Annotated in this window: 17 protein-coding genes, 1 tRNA gene, 1 other RNA gene and 1 pseudogene; 7 read left to right on the top strand and 13 right to left on the bottom strand. The window is 43.1% G+C overall.

The window, feature by feature from the left end:
- Nucleotide 1: 1 nt before the first annotated feature.
- On the bottom strand, nt 2-472 hold the full coding sequence (locus ODU50_RS02915; protein ID WP_172030088.1) for a DUF3013 family protein: 471 nt from the start codon (nt 470-472) through the stop codon (nt 2-4).
- Between the two features lies 1 nt (nt 473).
- Nucleotides 474-809 carry a MazG nucleotide pyrophosphohydrolase domain-containing protein gene (locus ODU50_RS02910; protein ID WP_172030089.1) on the bottom strand — a complete coding sequence of 112 codons (336 nt, stop codon included), beginning with the start codon at nt 807-809 and terminating at the stop codon, nt 474-476.
- A gap of 69 nt (nt 810-878) precedes the next feature.
- Between ODU50_RS02910 and ODU50_RS02905 the strand changes: the two genes are divergently transcribed.
- The 4 genes from ODU50_RS02905 to ODU50_RS02890 all read left to right on the top strand — a co-directional run bounded on the left by ODU50_RS02905 (nt 879) and on the right by ODU50_RS02890 (nt 3,865).
- Complete coding sequence (locus tag ODU50_RS02905) at nt 879-2,165, top strand: replication-associated recombination protein A (protein WP_172030090.1); 1,287 nt, start codon at nt 879-881, stop codon at nt 2,163-2,165.
- Nucleotides 2,166-2,266: 101 nt separating this feature from the next.
- Nucleotides 2,267-2,460, top strand: a non-coding RNA gene (gene ssrS, locus ODU50_RS02900) — 6S RNA.
- Nucleotides 2,461-2,468: 8 nt separating this feature from the next.
- A tRNA-Lys gene (locus ODU50_RS02895) sits at nt 2,469-2,541 on the top strand.
- A 478-nt stretch (nt 2,542-3,019) separates the two neighbouring features.
- Nucleotides 3,020-3,865: a hypothetical protein gene (locus ODU50_RS02890; RefSeq protein WP_105153106.1), complete on the top strand. Its 846-nt coding sequence runs from the start codon at nt 3,020-3,022 to the stop codon at nt 3,863-3,865.
- 197 nt (nt 3,866-4,062) lie between these two features.
- Here the strand turns inward: ODU50_RS02890 and nrdG are convergent, their stop codons facing one another.
- The 10 genes and pseudogenes from nrdG to argR all read right to left on the bottom strand — a co-directional run bounded on the left by nrdG (nt 4,063) and on the right by argR (nt 11,757).
- Nucleotides 4,063-4,620, bottom strand: coding sequence for an anaerobic ribonucleoside-triphosphate reductase activating protein (nrdG, locus tag ODU50_RS02885; RefSeq protein WP_002939123.1), 558 nt, complete (start codon nt 4,618-4,620; stop codon nt 4,063-4,065).
- Between the two features lie 176 nt (nt 4,621-4,796).
- Nucleotides 4,797-5,284, bottom strand: a pseudogene (locus tag ODU50_RS02880) (GNAT family N-acetyltransferase).
- 1 nt (nt 5,285) lies between these two features.
- Complete coding sequence (locus ODU50_RS02875; RefSeq protein ID WP_029752793.1) at nt 5,286-5,489, bottom strand: hypothetical protein; 204 nt, start codon at nt 5,487-5,489, stop codon at nt 5,286-5,288.
- Nucleotides 5,467-5,640 carry a hypothetical protein gene (locus ODU50_RS02870; RefSeq protein ID WP_161498820.1) on the bottom strand — a complete coding sequence of 58 codons (174 nt, stop codon included), beginning with the start codon at nt 5,638-5,640 and terminating at the stop codon, nt 5,467-5,469. Before ODU50_RS02870 ends, ODU50_RS02875 begins: the two co-directional genes overlap by 23 nt.
- Nucleotide 5,641: 1 nt before the next feature.
- Nucleotides 5,642-5,776: a hypothetical protein gene (locus ODU50_RS02865; RefSeq protein WP_002939130.1), complete on the bottom strand. Its 135-nt coding sequence runs from the start codon at nt 5,774-5,776 to the stop codon at nt 5,642-5,644.
- 91 nt (nt 5,777-5,867) lie between these two features.
- On the bottom strand, nt 5,868-8,039 hold the full coding sequence (gene nrdD, locus ODU50_RS02860; RefSeq protein ID WP_172030093.1) for an anaerobic ribonucleoside-triphosphate reductase: 2,172 nt from the start codon (nt 8,037-8,039) through the stop codon (nt 5,868-5,870).
- Nucleotides 8,040-8,179: 140 nt separating this feature from the next.
- Nucleotides 8,180-8,353: a hypothetical protein gene (locus ODU50_RS02855; RefSeq protein WP_192873059.1), complete on the bottom strand. Its 174-nt coding sequence runs from the start codon at nt 8,351-8,353 to the stop codon at nt 8,180-8,182.
- A gap of 33 nt (nt 8,354-8,386) precedes the next feature.
- Nucleotides 8,387-8,509 (bottom strand): DUF3021 family protein, encoded by a 123-nt coding sequence (locus tag ODU50_RS02850; protein ID WP_153603277.1) that lies wholly within the window; start codon nt 8,507-8,509, stop codon nt 8,387-8,389.
- A 252-nt stretch (nt 8,510-8,761) separates the two neighbouring features.
- Entirely contained in the window at nt 8,762-11,302 is a 2,541-nt protein-coding gene (gene mutS / locus ODU50_RS02845) for a DNA mismatch repair protein MutS (protein WP_398581295.1), read from the bottom strand.
- A 14-nt stretch (nt 11,303-11,316) separates the two neighbouring features.
- Nucleotides 11,317-11,757 (bottom strand): arginine repressor, encoded by a 441-nt coding sequence (gene argR, locus ODU50_RS02840; protein ID WP_002937036.1) that lies wholly within the window; start codon nt 11,755-11,757, stop codon nt 11,317-11,319.
- A gap of 106 nt (nt 11,758-11,863) precedes the next feature.
- Between argR and argS the strand changes: the two genes are divergently transcribed.
- Together argS and ODU50_RS02830 are read left to right on the top strand one after the other, a co-directional pair.
- On the top strand, nt 11,864-13,552 hold the full coding sequence (argS, locus tag ODU50_RS02835) for an arginine--tRNA ligase (RefSeq protein WP_105153109.1): 1,689 nt from the start codon (nt 11,864-11,866) through the stop codon (nt 13,550-13,552).
- Between the two features lie 178 nt (nt 13,553-13,730).
- On the top strand, nt 13,731-14,645 hold the full coding sequence (locus ODU50_RS02830; protein ID WP_105153110.1) for an SH3 domain-containing protein: 915 nt from the start codon (nt 13,731-13,733) through the stop codon (nt 14,643-14,645).
- A gap of 53 nt (nt 14,646-14,698) precedes the next feature.
- Here ODU50_RS02830 and ODU50_RS02825 read toward each other — a convergent pair whose 3' ends face one another.
- Nucleotides 14,699-15,223 carry a hypothetical protein gene (locus ODU50_RS02825; protein WP_105153111.1) on the bottom strand — a complete coding sequence of 175 codons (525 nt, stop codon included), beginning with the start codon at nt 15,221-15,223 and terminating at the stop codon, nt 14,699-14,701.
- A 111-nt stretch (nt 15,224-15,334) separates the two neighbouring features.
- Between ODU50_RS02825 and ODU50_RS02820 the strand changes: the two genes are divergently transcribed.
- Complete coding sequence (locus ODU50_RS02820; protein ID WP_105153112.1) at nt 15,335-15,517, top strand: hypothetical protein; 183 nt, start codon at nt 15,335-15,337, stop codon at nt 15,515-15,517.
- Nucleotides 15,518-15,536 lie beyond the last annotated feature (19 nt).

The raw sequence follows: 15,536 nt of genomic DNA, 5'->3' as shown, positions 1-15,536 counted from the left end.
CTCAATACCTCGGATATGGGTAGAACTCCCCTTCCACCAAGTCTGCTCTGCCTTTTTCAAAGGCCTCACCGTCCCAAGCAATCGCAAATTCTTGGGCTTCTGGGTCCGCCAAAAAGTCCATGAGGTCGTCTAAACCTTGGTCGGCGGTGTCCTTGAGAAAACCTGCGAAGTAGATCAGAAACTCCGCTGAAAAGCCCTTCTTGGCGTCAAATGGCAGAGCGACCAGGTAGTCTTCCTCGTCAAACCGAGACTTGTCCTGGTTGTAGAAAAGGACATACTCCTCTAGGAAAATATCCTCCGCAGAGGCATTGCCTTCGTCGTCCACCGTTTCAACCCCAGCCGCGTTCTGTGCTTCTAAGATGAAAGCCAACTCAACTGCGTGGTTTTTCTTGTCCCAGTTGAGTTCATAATCGTAGGTAAAATGTTTATCCAGTGCCACTTCCAGCACATCTAAAAATCCATGTTTTGCCATTCTATTTCCTCTTTTCTATAAATTCCAATAAATTTATTTCTCGACCGTATTTGACGGAAGCCTGCTTGTCTTTCTCCAAAATGGACTTGGTTAAATCTAGTTGATTCACCGCCGCCAAGGCTACAGCATAGTGAATAACATCAGCTAATTCTTCTGCCAGACGAGCAGAGCTGTCGGCTTCGCTCTCCATCATCTTGCGGCCTGCACGCTGATTCAGTAGCTCTGCCACTTCACCAATTTCTTCCACTAATTTCATAAAGAGACTTTGCTCTGGAAATGTCGTCCCATAGTGGTCATGCAAGTATTCTTCCAAAACACTCACCGTCAACTCCGTCATCTTCGTTTCTCTCCAAATCCTAAAATTGTAGTATAATGATTATACCATAAATGCACTGAAAGGAAGCCTATGCCAGCCAATCTCGCCCTTCGTATGCGGCCCAAATCCATTGATGACGTCATCGGTCAGGAACACCTGGTCGGTCCTGGAAAGATTATCCGCCGCATGATTAATGCCAATATGCTGTCGTCCATGATTCTCTACGGTCCGCCAGGGATTGGCAAGACCTCGATTGCGTCCGCCATTGCTGGCACAACCAAGTATGCCTTTCGGACCTTTAATGCCACGACCGACAACCAAAAACGCCTGCAGGAAATCGCTGAAGAGGCCAAATTTTCTGGCGGTCTGGTCCTCCTGCTCGATGAGATTCATCGCCTCAACAAGACCAAACAGGACTTTCTGCTTCCTCTCTTGGAAAATGGCAATATCATCATGATTGGGGCAACAACGGAAAATCCCTTCTTCTCAATTCTGCCTGCCATTCGCAGTCGAGTGCAGATTTTTGAATTACAACCTTTGCAAACCAGCCACATCCGACAGGCCTTGGAACTGGCTCTGACAGACAGTGAACGTGGTTTTGACTTCCCCGTCACCATTGAGCCTGAGGCTCTGGACTTCCTAGCCAATGCTACCAACGGTGACCTGCGTGCCGCCTATAATTCGCTAGAACTGGCTGTACTTTCGACCAAGGAAAGTGACGATGGCAGTCGCCATATTGACCTAGACGCCGTGGAAAATAGCCTGCAAAAGTCCTACATCAGCATGGACAAGAACGGCGATGCCCACTACGACATCCTCTCGGCTCTGCAAAAATCCATTCGGGGTAGCGATGTCAATGCCAGCCTCCACTACGCCGCCCGTTTGATTGAGGCGGAAGACCTGCCTAGTCTGGCTCGTCGCTTGACGGTCATTGCCTACGAAGACATCGGCTTGGCCAATCCAGAGGCTCAGATTCATACGGTGACGGCCCTTGAAGCTGCCCAGAAAATCGGCTTTCCAGAGGCTCGCATTTTAATTGCCAATGTGGTAGTCGATTTGGCTCTTTCTCCCAAGTCCAATTCTGCCTATCAGGCCATGGATGCAGCTCTGGCTGATTTGCGGAAAAACGGTCATCTGCCTATCCCAAATCACCTGCGGGACGGCCATTATGCTGGTAGTAAGGAGCTGGGAAATGCTATTGGCTACCAGTATCCGCATGCCTATCCTGAAAAATGGGTGGACCAACAATACCTGCCCGATAAGTTACTGAATGCGGACTACTTCACCGCCAACGACACCGGCAAATACGAGCGTGCCTTGGGTATGACCCAAGAAAAGATAAAAAATTTGAAAAAAAATAGACGCCAAAATCCTTGATAGAACTGGTTTTTTGGCACACACAATTTGATATCGCTTACATTTTTACCATTTTTCTCTTGATTTTTCAAAAAAAAGTGGTATTATTAAATCATAAATAAGAACTGCTGTGGTATACGAATTCATACCTATGTGTTGACCGACTATTTTTGTATTACTAGGGAGACAAAGATCCTCTGACAGTATGCAAGCTGGCACACCCAGAAGCAACTAAGTTAGAAACGCGTCACCCACCTGCTTTTAGCGTGCGGGATCAATACAATCCATGGATAACCGGTACCAATACAGCATTTTTATTTTTTACCTTCCTTAGCTCAGCTGGCAGAGCAGCGGACTCTTAATCCGTGGGTCGTAGGTTCGATCCCTACAGGGAGGATTGGTTGATATGAGGAAAGTCTTGATTTATCAAGGCTTTTTCTCGTTTTTTGAGTGAATTTGTTCTACGCTTCATTTTTTAAACTTTTCTTCATTAAAAGTCACCAATCTACGAATTTCATCATGATTCTCAACTTCTATTTCCTTCATAACGAATAATCAGGACAAAGCCATCAGTCATATGTATAAGGATTGTACCGACTGCTTAAGCCATAAACTCTAGAATAGCGATGAATTTGTTACATTTTACCTAACAATAACGTTACGCGTTTGTTTATTGCGGTTTGACTTTTTGAACATTTATAGGTATAATAAATGTGTTTTTCTTTTTATGTAGGTATTCGCTAAACTAATCTAGCGCAAGCTATCTGATGCACCAGACTTGGATAAGCATGTAATATCAATATGAATAAGCAAAACAAACGAGCACAACATTTAGTCTAATTTAACATAATAGGTTTATATGAAGGAGAATAATTATGAATGAACTATTAGAAAAATTAAAAAGCCTAAACTCCGATAAAAACTACACAATCGAAACCGATGAATTGTCAATAAAAAACAACACAATTTTAACGAGAAACAATTGCATACAAATTAATAATATTTCCATGCTCTACAAAAGTGAATTGCAATCCCCAGTTACGTTGATGGATTACATTATCTTAATAGTACTATTCTTTATCAGCCTAATCCCACCATTCATTGGTGTATTGTTATTAACGTTGTACGGTTTCATAGTCTATTCCAAATATAAAAAGCATTTAAAAGACAAATATTACATTATTTTTAACTTGGGTTCCAGTCAAAACTACTACCTCTTTTTTAAAAATAGCCAGTTTCGCAATCAGGTTTTCAATGCTGTTACAAAATCATTTGATAGCTCACTGCAGAACAATTTTTTAATTGATATTAAAAATGAAAAAATCGAAAATCAAACTGTCTTTAAATCAGGAAGTACACAAACAAATGTTTCAGGGGATAATAATGTCTTAGGAAATAATAATACAACAGCCCATAACGGAGATGCAGTATCAAATTCAAACATCATAAATAACTCAAAAAATGTAGACACAAATATCAATGATATTCCATGGGATGATATTAGTTTAAGCTTACAAAATATCATATCTGAAAATCAATACATCCTGTCTGAAGGAATTCTTTCCATTTTCACTCAATTGTTAGAGGCAAGCAAGGAAAAAAATAATGATAAATTTCAAGATACTGTTTCTAAAAACCAGAGTCTTCTAAACAACAGCATGATAAAAGATATTATTGCTGGAACCATGGCAGGACTACTCACAAACTTTTTGATTCACTAAAAAGCTCCATAATCTCTGTTGTGAGATTACCCACTACACAAGCTATAGAATCAAAATTTATTCAAAAATAGAGGCTAGATAAAAGCTCAAAAAATAGAAAGACGCATAAAATCAATGTTTTTAGCAATATGATTTTATGCGTTTTATAATACAGATTATCTCAATATTTGAGGTGAAATTTAAGTCTATGCTAACCTCTATTTTTTTAACTTATCCCACAGGACAACTCGTTTTTCCTGTAATGATTTCTGTACATCGATGATGCGTTGATTCGATGAGCCTCGAAATTGCAACATGAGATTGCGCTTGGTACGGTCATAGCGACCGTCAACTAGAATATCTAAATAGGATAGCAACTCTAACTTATCCGGAGTTTCTAACATCATTTCTTCCCATGTGTAGCCTGTCCAAGACCAAATGTCCTTTTCTGGCAGTTCTTTCCGAATTCGCTTTACGAGTGGGAGGACCGTGCCTGTGTTCAGAAAAGGCTCGCCACCCAAGAGGGTTAGGCCCTGCACATAGGGCTGGCCCAAGTCTGCTAAAATGCGGTCTTCAAGCTCCTTGGTATAGGGAATCCCAGCTTTAAAAGACCAGGTTGCAACATTGTAGCAGCCCTCACAGTGAAACAGACAGCCACTAACATATAGAGAGCAACGAACTCCTTCTCCATCCACAAAGTTAAAGGCTTTGTAGTCCATTATTCGCCCTTGGCTAAGTTCCTCGCTCTTCCATTCTTGTGGTTTAGGATTATTCATTTCAAATACCTGAGCATAAGCAAATGAAATCTGATCGTTTCGTTTTACCAGTACACAGACTGTTTTTATCCATAAATGGTACTTCCAATGCTTTAGCTCGGATTGATCCCAGCAAGCTTAGTGCGGAACCAATCTCAATTCCTTTCCTGTTTTGATTCAGTAGTTTGTCACTCCCATTAATCCTCAATCCAGTATCTTTCTACCCCGTCTCGAACATCTTCCAAAACGCCACCACAATTGTACGGCGACTGGCTTGATTGTCTGTCGAGCAGGTCACAAGGACCTTGGAAATATTTTTGGTTGCGGCTTCCTGCAAACCGAGTCGCAGTTGTTCCTTAGCGTAACCCTTCCCACGCTCGGTCGGGCGAATGGAATAGCCAATATGACCGCCTTTATTGAGCAGGAAATCGTTGAGCCGTAGGCGTAGACTGAGAAAACCAAGGGCTCGACCTGTCGGGTCAAACGATACATACTGAACATACGGAACAAATCCTTCTGACACTCCAATCCCTAGCTCAGCCAGTTTTAGCTTCTCTAACCACTCCTCAAAGTTTACATCCCTAGAGATAAAACCTCCATCCATAGCAGAACCTGCTGCTTCAAACTCTGCCAACATATCCAAAATCGTTTTCTTATCCGCCACAGTTGGTCTTCTTAACTCCATTCTAGCCTCCATATTGTCTCTTGAAAAATTCGCTGATGATGTCAATATCCAGTCCCAAGTCCTGTATAATTTCTGCCTTGTGGAAATCATCATAGTTGTCCTTGCCGCTCCAGACAAAAGAATTAGTTACAATCTGATAAACCTTGTCTAGCTTGACTGCTCTGCCATTGACCATAAAACCCTCACCGCCTGGGGTAATGCCCACATCTGAGGGTGGAGACCTGTCTATAGCTCAGAATCCCCTTTTTCTCATTACCATCCCGAATATCCGCAATCAGCTGTGCCTTCTTAGGAAAATTCCCCATGTAGGAATGCATATCATTGGTATGGAGAATACTAATATCTGTATAGTCCATACTATTTTTTCTTGTTTTTTGCTTGTTTGAGCAATTCCTGCACACGCGCTTTTTTATCCTGCTTCACATTAGAATTCTTCTCATGATAGCGTGTCACCAGGGCCTTCCCCTTATCGTCTAATTGGTATTTTCCCATTGTTTTCTCCTCTTTTTTATCTCTTGTTCGTTTATAATAAACTTCCACAGCTAACTGGAACTGTGGAAGCTCTACATAGTCTGTTTATTACTTATAAGCTCGACCCATTCATGTGTTTCACACGCGCCGAAATTTCCTTGTGACGACCTTTTACCATCGGACGTGCCTGTGGATTGCCTAGATACCCACAAGTTCGTTTAACAACATCTACCAATTTAGGATCACTATTTCCGCAACTTGGACACTTGAAGCCACGCTCCGTAGGCTCAAAATCGCCCTCAAAATCGCAAGCGTAACAATGGTCAATCGGAGTATTGGTCCCCAAGTAACCTACACGGTCATAGGCATAGTCCCAAACAGCTTCCAAGGCCTTTGGATTTTGTTGCAGCACAGGGTATTCACAGTAATGGATAAAGCCACCGCTGGCACCTACAGCAGGATAAATTTTCTCAAAGTCCAGTTTTTCAAACGGTGTTGGATTTTTGCGTACATCATAATGGAAACTGTTAGTGTAATATTCTTTATCCGTAATGTCCTTAACGATGCCAAATTTCTCTGTATCCATACGGCAGAAGCGGTCTGTCAGGCTTTCAGATGGTGTCGAATATACTGAGAAATGATAACCATATTCATCCGACCAATCTTCAACCAAGTTTTTCATTTTCTTGATAATATCCACCGTGAAATCTTTTGCCTCTGGGTTGGTCTCCCATTCACCACCGTAAAATACTGTTGCAACTTCATACAAACCAATGTAGCCCAAAGATACGGTTGCTCGACGATTTTTAAAGACTTCATCTACAGCGTCTGTCTTAGCTAAGCGTTTGCCGAATGCCCCATATTGATAGAGAATTGGAGCATTAGCTGGAGTTGCTTCCTTCACTCGTTCCACACGATAGACCAGAGCATCCTTGGCAATGGCCATGCGTTCTGCAAAGATTTCCCAGAACTTATCCATATCTCCTGCAGACTCCATGGCAATCCGTGGCAAATTGACGGTTACGACACCTAGGTTCATACGACCAGATGTCACATCCTCCCCATTTTCATCCTTCCAACCTTGAAGGAAAGAGCGGCAGCCCATTGGCACCTTGAAGGAACCTGTCAACTCAACAATCTTGTCATAAGAAAGCATATCTGGATACATACGCTTGGTCGCACATTCAATCGCTAATTGCTTGATGTCATAGTTTGGAGAATCTGGCTCCAAGTTCAATCCACGCTTAACTGTGAAAATCAACTTAGGAAAGATAGCTGTCCGACCTTCGCGCCCCAAACCCTTGATACGAATGTTCAAAATCGCTTTTTGAATTTCTCTCTCAAACCACGATGTCCCTAACCCGAAACCGAGTGAGGTAAAGGGTGTTTGTCCATTGGAAGTAAAAAGGGTATTGATTTCATACTCCAAAGACTGCATAGCGTCATAGATGTCTTTTTGCGTTTTAGCACGCGCATATTCTTCTTGCTTGTCTGCTAACACCCAATCCTTGGCATCTTTCAAATGCTTTTGGTAATTGAGTTCCGCATAGGGCGCCAAAACTTCATCGATACGGTCAGCTGAGCAACCACCATATTGACTAGAAGCCACATTGGCAATGATTTGTGAAATCTGAGCCGTAGCTGTTTGGATAGACTTCGGACTTTCTACATCTGCATTTCCTATCTTGAAGCCCTGTGCCAACATCCCTTTAAAATCAATCAAACAACAGTTGGTCATTGGTGTATAAGGGCTGTAATCCAAGTCGTGATAATGGATGTCCCCCTTTTGATGGGCATTGGCCACATGAGCTGGCAATAATTTGAGACCGATAGACTTTCCGACAATACCTGCTGTCAGGTCCCGTTGAGTATTGAACACATCCGCATCCTTATTGGCATTTTCATTGACCACAGACTGGTCCTTGCTCAACAGCTTATGAATCTCAAAATTAATATCGGTAGCCTGATGACGGCGAAAATCACGGCGTGTTCGGTATTGAATATAAAGCTCCGCCAAATCATATAAATGAGCCTTTAACAATTCCTGTTCAACGACCGTTTGAATTTCGTAAATTTGAACATCTTTCTCAAATCGGCGACCAATTTCAGCCAAAACAGCTTCTAATACAATTTTTAAACCTGCCTCTGAAACAGGATGTTCTAATTCTTGGTTTGCCCGCCGAAGAGCAGAAAAAATCTTATCCTGATCAAAGGATACTGTCCGTCCATCACGTTTCAAAACCAATAATTCTATACTCGGTAAGACATTTTCTTGCACATTCATCTGACAAACCTCCAAAATTCTTCACTTCTATTAGTGTAGCACTTCACAAAATAAAAATCAATATCTAGTATACAAAAAGTTAATTTTCTTTTTTTTACACAATATATAGTTCATATTCTAAAATAACTAAAAACAAGAGCCTATTCTGACTCTTGTTTTCTAGTCCATAAAAAGTACAGGTTAATAGCACAGGCTACTAAAATCACAGCAGGCCAAAGCAAATTTAACAAAGGAAGTTTACCGACATTATAGGCAATATAGAGAGTATTCCACACTACCCCCAAACTATAGACAATCGTCAAAATAACTTTCATAAGACACTCCAATTAAATGATAGTGCTATTATACTACAAACGACCGTTGATTTCCTTAATTTGCCGCTCCATTTTCCGATAGTTTAGGAAAAATAGCAAAGCGTAGACCAAGATAAAAATCAGCCAGAAGAGGTAGATAAGTTTCTTGACCGACAATAGCAGGGGTTATGAGAGAAATAATGGTTCCGAGAACAACACCTAAACTGACTAAACGGCAATAAAGCCAGAACAACTGTCCTGACTTTCATTGTATAGTCTTTTAGTTTGCTTTTAGTACTCGCTCCAACTATCTGGGAGATAGTTGGAGGTTGGAAATAAAGCGAACAAAGTTCGCATCAACAACCGTAGACATAACTGGAGTACGGCAAAGTGAGTTAACGAAGTAATAAAGCAAACTAAATGACTATATTATAGTTTTTTCTTCAATTCTGCCACCCTCATCATGACTTCCATTGGGGTCATATTGTAGATGTCTAGTTTTTCCAGTTCATCGAGGACTGGGTGAGAAGGCGTGTCTGCGAAGAGGTCGATTTGACCAGACGGCTCTTCCACTACTGACGGAGCTGGGGTAGCTGGTGCAGTAGGGGCTTGGTTTTCAAGTGTCTGCAAAATCCTATCCGCCCGCTGCAATAGTTCCTCTGGCATTCCCGCAATCTTAGCCACGTGAATCCCGTAGGACTTGTCAGCTGGGCCTTGTGCAATCTTGTGGAGGAAGGTGACTTGGCCGTCCTTCTCCAAGGTCGATACATGGACATTCTCTAAGTGTTCCAAGGTCTGGCTAAGGTCTGTCAACTCATGGTAGTGGGTGGCAAAGAGAGTCTTGGCACCAATCTTGTCGTGGATATACTCGATGATAGACTGGGCCAGAGCCATGCCGTCATAGGTGGCCGTTCCCCGCCCTAACTCATCAAAGAGGATGAGCGAACGATCTGTCGCCAGACGGACCGCCTTATTGGCCTCCATCATCTCGACCATGAAGGTCGATTGACCACTAACCAAGTCGTCTGCTGCCCCAATACGGGTAAAAATAGCATCGAAAATCGGCAATGCAGCCTGATCCGCAGGCACATAGGAACCCATCTGCGCCAGAATGACGATAACCGCCAACTGCCGCATATAGGTAGACTTACCGCTCATGTTTGGACCTGTAATCAGTTGCATATGCGTATCGGTAGTCAAGTGAATAGAGTTGGGAATGTAGGTCTGCTTGCCCATGACCTTCTCCACCACTGCATGACGTCCACGGTCAATGGTTAGTTCTCTTTGATCTGTAAAGCGTGGACAAACCAAATGTTGCTGCTCCGCCACAACTGCAAAGGCCTGCAAAACATCGATGGTTGCAATGGTCCGAGCCAACTTCTGCAAGCGACCGATATACTTCTCAACCTCTTGGCGAATCCGCATGAAAATCTCGTACTCCAAATTAGCAGACTTATCACGCGCCTCCAACATCTGCCCTTCGATCTTAGCCAACTCTTCCGTTCCATAGCGCTCCGAGTTTTTCAAGGTCGCCTTACGGAAGAAATGACTAGGCACATTGCCCAGATTGGAATTGGTCACATGGAAATAGTAGCCGTCTTTTTTATTGTAATCAATCTTGAGATTATTGATACCAGATGCTTCACGCTCCTTGGCCTCAATCTCCGCAATCCAACCCGCTCCCTCACGCATGACCAGACGGTACTGATCCAGCGTTTCGTCAAAGCCCGTACGGATGATATTTCCATCTGTGATGGTCCCTTGGGCTTCTGGATCAATAGCAGAGCTGATGAGAGCATGCAGTTCTGGAATTGGGTCCAATCCAGCTACCAGATTGCCTAGAGCAGGCTCATTGATTTGTTGCAAGATATTCTTGATTGCTGGGATATTTCCTAGAGTCTGGGAGAGCTGCAAGAGATCCTTGGGCATGGTTTTTCCAAAAGACACCCGACTGGCCAAACGTTCGATGTCATAGACACCTTTTAAAGCCTCGACCAAGTCACTCCGTTCAAAGAAGTAATCCAGAAAGACCTGCACGACAGCCTGGCGGCTCTCAATCCGCTTAAGATCAATCAAGGGACGATCAATCCATGTCCGCAATAGTCGCATACCCATGGCTGTCTTGGTTTCATCTAGCAACCAGTACAGGCTACCATGCTTCTTGCCAGTCCGACCGTTTTCAAGCAGGTCTAGGCTAGACTTGGTTGCATAGTCCATTTGCAGATAGTCCTTGATTTCATAATGGACCACCTTTTGCAAGTGGCTCAGATCTCGCATCTGAGTCCGATGAAGGTAGCTGAGGAGTTTACCTGCCGCAGCCTTTTCCAAGTCCGTCAGCGAGTTGTCAATCAGCTGAACATCCTCCGTCACCTCATCCTCAAAAGACAGCAACAAGTTCATCTGATTCGAGAAAACCTGCTCCTCTTCCTCCGACAGAGCATAGCCGATGACCAATTCACGTGCCCGTAAGTTGCGGATTTCACCGCAAAGACTGGTAAAATCATCCAAACTAGTCACAAAAAACTGACCTGTTGATACATCCATATAAGAAAGTGCGAACTGCACTCCCTGACGGTCAATCGCAACCAAATAGTTACTATCTGCTCCCATTTTGGACGAGTCTGTTACCGTACCAGGAGTAATGACCTGCACTACTTCCCGCTTGACCACGCCGACTGCCTGCTTAGGATCTTCCATCTGCTCAGCAATAGCGACCTTATGCCCCAATTCAACAAGTGTGTCGATATACTGTTGTGCCGCGTGATACGGTACCCCCGCCATAGGAATCGGATTCTCCGCATTCTTATTACGACTGGTCAGGGACAGTTCCAAAATCTGTGCCGCTTCTACCGCATCTTCATAAAATAACTCATAAAAGTCTCCCATACGGAAAAGCAAAAAAGCATCTGGATACTGTGCTTTTATATCCAGATACTGCTGCATTCCCGGAGAAATTTTTTCTGTTGCCATCATCTCTCCCTGTTCTAATTCAAATAGTAGTTAATCTCCGCTTCAACTTGCTGAGCCGCTACATCATCTCGACAAATAACTAAAAGTGTATTAGCTCCCGCCAGCGTTCCCAAAATAGTCTCTGGCTTTTCTGCATCAATGATATTGGCCATCAAGGCCGCTTCTCCCAGTTCTGAATGAAGGACCAGAATAAAACTAGCCCTATCTACTTTATACGCATATTGTGCCAATAATTGGATAAAATTCACGCGCTCTTCTTCGATAGCCAAAGAATAAAATGAACGCCCATTTTCATGAATTTTTATCACTCCCAACTCACGTAAATCACGAGACAAGGTTGTCTGGGTTACCACTACCCCTCGAGCCTCTAAACCTTGCTGAATATCCGTTTGTCGCCCTATTTTTTCTTGACGAATCATGGCCTTTATTAAATCATGTCGTCCTGCTTTATTCATCATTTTACCTCAAAATGTATATTTATAGAAATATTATAACACTTTTCCCCGCTATTAGCCTAGAAATGTGTTAAAATAGAATCAATAACTTTGGAGGAAATCCTATATGAATCAAAAACAAGTGATTGCAGAAAGATTGGCTGCCATCCTTCCGAGTTTGGAAGTGGAAGCTATCTACAATCTGCTAGAAAAACCAAAATCATCAGAAATGGGCGATATTGCCTTCCCAGCCTTCTCACTTGCTAAAGTGGAACGCAAGGCTCCACAGGCTATCGCAACGGACATCGTTGAAAAACTCGATACAACTGGCTTTGAGAACGTTGTTGCAACTGGTCCTTACGTCAACTTCTTCTTGGACAAGGCTGCTATCTCCCACCAAGTCTTGACAGATGTTATTACTGAAAAAGACCAATACGGTAAACTCAACATTGGTCAAGGACGCAATGTAACCATCGACATGTCTAGCCCAAACATTGCTAAACCATTCTCAGTTGGACATTTGCGCTCAACCGTTATCGGTGATGCCCTTGCTAACATCCACGAAAAGCTTGGCTACAAGCCAATCCGCATCAACCACTTGGGTGACTGGGGTAAACAGTTCGGTATGTTGATTGTTGCCTACAAACTTTGGGGTGACAAGGCTGCGGTCGAAGCAGACCCAATTTCAGAACTCCTCAAACTCTATGTGCGTATCAACGCTGAAGCGGAAGAAAAGCCTGAGTTGGACGACGAAGCACGTCAATGGTTCAAAAAATTGGAAGATGGCGATCCAGAAGCACACGAGCTATGGCAATGGTTCCGTGATGAAAGCTTGGTCGAATTCAACCGCATTTACGACAAACTCGATGTAACTTTCGACAGCTATAATGGCGAAGCTTTCTACAACGATAAGATGGACGAAGGCATCCAAATCTTAGAAGAAAAGGGACTTCTTCAAGAATCTAAAGGTGCGAGAATCGTTGACCTTGAAAACTACAATCTTCCACCAGCCCTCATCATGAAAACAGACGGTGCAACACTTTACATCACACGTGACATGGCAACAGCTATGTACCGCAAACGCACTTACGACTTTGTGAAAAGCATCTATGTCGTTGGTCAGGAGCAAATCAACCACTTCAAACAGCTCAAGGCTGTCTTGAAAGAAATGGATTTCGACTGGAGCGACGATATGACCCACATCACCTTCGGTCTGGTTACCAAGGATAAGAAAAAACTCTCTACTCGTAAAGGAAATATTATCCTACTCGAGCCAACTCTAGATGAAGCTATTTCACGCGCCCTTACTCAAATCGAAGCTAAAAACCCTGACCTTGAAAACAAGGAAGAAGTGGCACACGCAGTTGGTGTAGGCGCTGTTAAGTTCTACGACCTCAAAACCGACCGTGACAACGGCTACGACTTCGACCTAGAAGCTATGGTTTCCTTCGAAGGCGAAACAGGTCCTTATGTACAATACGCATACGCCCGCATCCAGTCTATCCTGCGCAAAGCCAACTTTGTACCAAGCGCAGAAAATGACTACAAACTGGCTGATGCAGAAAGCTGGGACATCATCAAGCACATCCAAAACTTCTCAAACGTTGTAGAACGTGCTGGTGATAAATTTGACCCATCCCTCATTGCTAAATATGCTATCAACCTGGCGCAAGCCTTCAACAAGTACTACGCACACACTCGTATCTTGGATGAAAGCCCAGAGCGTGACAGCCGTCTAGCACTTGCCTACGCAACAGGGCTTGTCCTCAAAGAAGCTCTACGTCTTCTCGGCGTAAAAGCACCAGAAAAAATGTAATCAAAGCCTTCGGCCATCAGCCGAGGCTTTTTTCTACCACATTGCCTACTATCGTTTCCGATTCCTTACCACAACAACTCCTTATCCCAAATGAAAATCAAAAAGATTCATTTCAATTACGAATACATAGATGGGAGGCACAAGTGATGCCTCTACATCTATTACACAAGGAGAAATAATGAAAACATTCTTGAGAAGAAAAGGAATCGCCTGTCAGCTTCTAGCTGCCATTTTCATTGTCGGTATCAATTTACAATCCCCACCTTCAGCCTCAGCCAATGCACGAGGAGATGACTATCCCTACACAGCAATTGATGCAGTCGATCCATGGAGACTCTACACACGCCAGTGCACCTCCTTTGTAGCCTTTCGACTTAGCACTGTTAACGGTTTTACATTACCACCTGCCTATGGTGATGCCAATGTTTGGGGCCATCGTGCCAAACAAGAAGGTTATCAAGTTAACATGACACCTACTGTCGGCGCCGTTGCCTGGTGGGAAACTCCCATGCATGTCGCATGGGTTTCTGCAGTAAATGGAGATACCGTAGAGATTGAGGAATACAACTACGGCGTTCGCTATACCTACGGAAGGCGAGTTATCCCCAAAAATGCCGTTAGCGGCTACATTCATTTTAAAGACCTCGGAGCGGGAACAACCAACTCTCAACCCGCCTTAGCCCCAAGCGGCACCTATACTTTTACCAGCCAACTGGCCATCAAATCTCAAGCTAGTCTATCTAGCCCTACCCTCGATTACTATTATGCTGGCGAAAGCGTCCGCTACGACAAGGTTCTTGAAGCCGACGGACAACAATGGATTAGCTATATCAGCTATTCTGGAGCTCGGCGCTATATCGCTATCCAACCTACCATTACTCAATCTACAAACAATAGCCTACCAGCATCAGGAAGCTACACCATCCAGTCCTACTCTAGTGTCCGCAACAATCCAAGTCTGTCCAGTCCTGAAATCACCTTCTACGGAGCTGGCTCAGTCGTTCGCTATGATAAAGTTATTACTGCCGAAGGTCGCACATGGATTAGCTATATCAGTTACTCAGGTGCCCGACGCTACATCTCCATCTCCTGATCACAAAAAAGACAATATTTAAAAGCACAATCTTTTTAGACTGTGCTTTTTCATTAAATATCTGTCGAATTAATAGCTGTGCTCGGTTTTTCTTTCGGTTTACGCAGATGGAAGAAAATAGTTACCCCAAAATAGATAGCAAATAGGACAACTCGAATAATATAATTCATCATTGCCTGCGCCTCTACTGACTGACGCATAACTGAATCAGTATAAATTTGACTCAACCCTTTCTCACCAATAAAAGCATAGGTCGAAAATAAGAGAGTTACAAAAAGATAACCCAGGTAGGCATAAGAAGCCTGCTCATTTTTCTTGAGGAAAACCAGTACAATCGTCGCAATCACAGCAAGTAATAACACAACTGCAAATGCCTTATTGACAAGATTCGTTTGGAAATTGACAGACTCTCTCATATAGGTAAAATATACCTCATCAAGCCCCTCTACATTAAAATTCTGCAACAATTGACGCACAGCTGCCTCATCGTACTTCGCAAAAAACACATTAAAGACACGCACTACGCTCGCAATAGATGACAGCACAACAAAGATATACAAATGAATTGGTCTTTTCATAATAGCCTCCTTTTTTCTATATTTTATACTCATATTTTTATATTGTCAATCATATATTTCATTTGACTGCAAATATAATTTTGTTATACTAAGTTCAAAGGAGGAAAGCTCATGAAGAAATTGCCCACCTATATCGGAGTGATTATTTTTGTAGTCACTCTACTGATTAACTGGTTATTGCCAAGTCTTGCTAAAGTGCTGAATACATTTTTCATTTGGACTATCATAGCCTGCCTACTCTACACCATCTACTACTGGATTCGCTACTGGCTCTATGTCCGACAACAGAGATAACAAAGACTCCTCTAAGTTA

The organism is Streptococcus sp. 2020WUSS084, assembly GCF_044427445.1.
Taxonomy (GTDB): domain Bacteria; phylum Bacillota; class Bacilli; order Lactobacillales; family Streptococcaceae; genus Streptococcus; species Streptococcus suis.
This window is presented reverse-complemented; position numbering and strand designations above follow the sequence as displayed.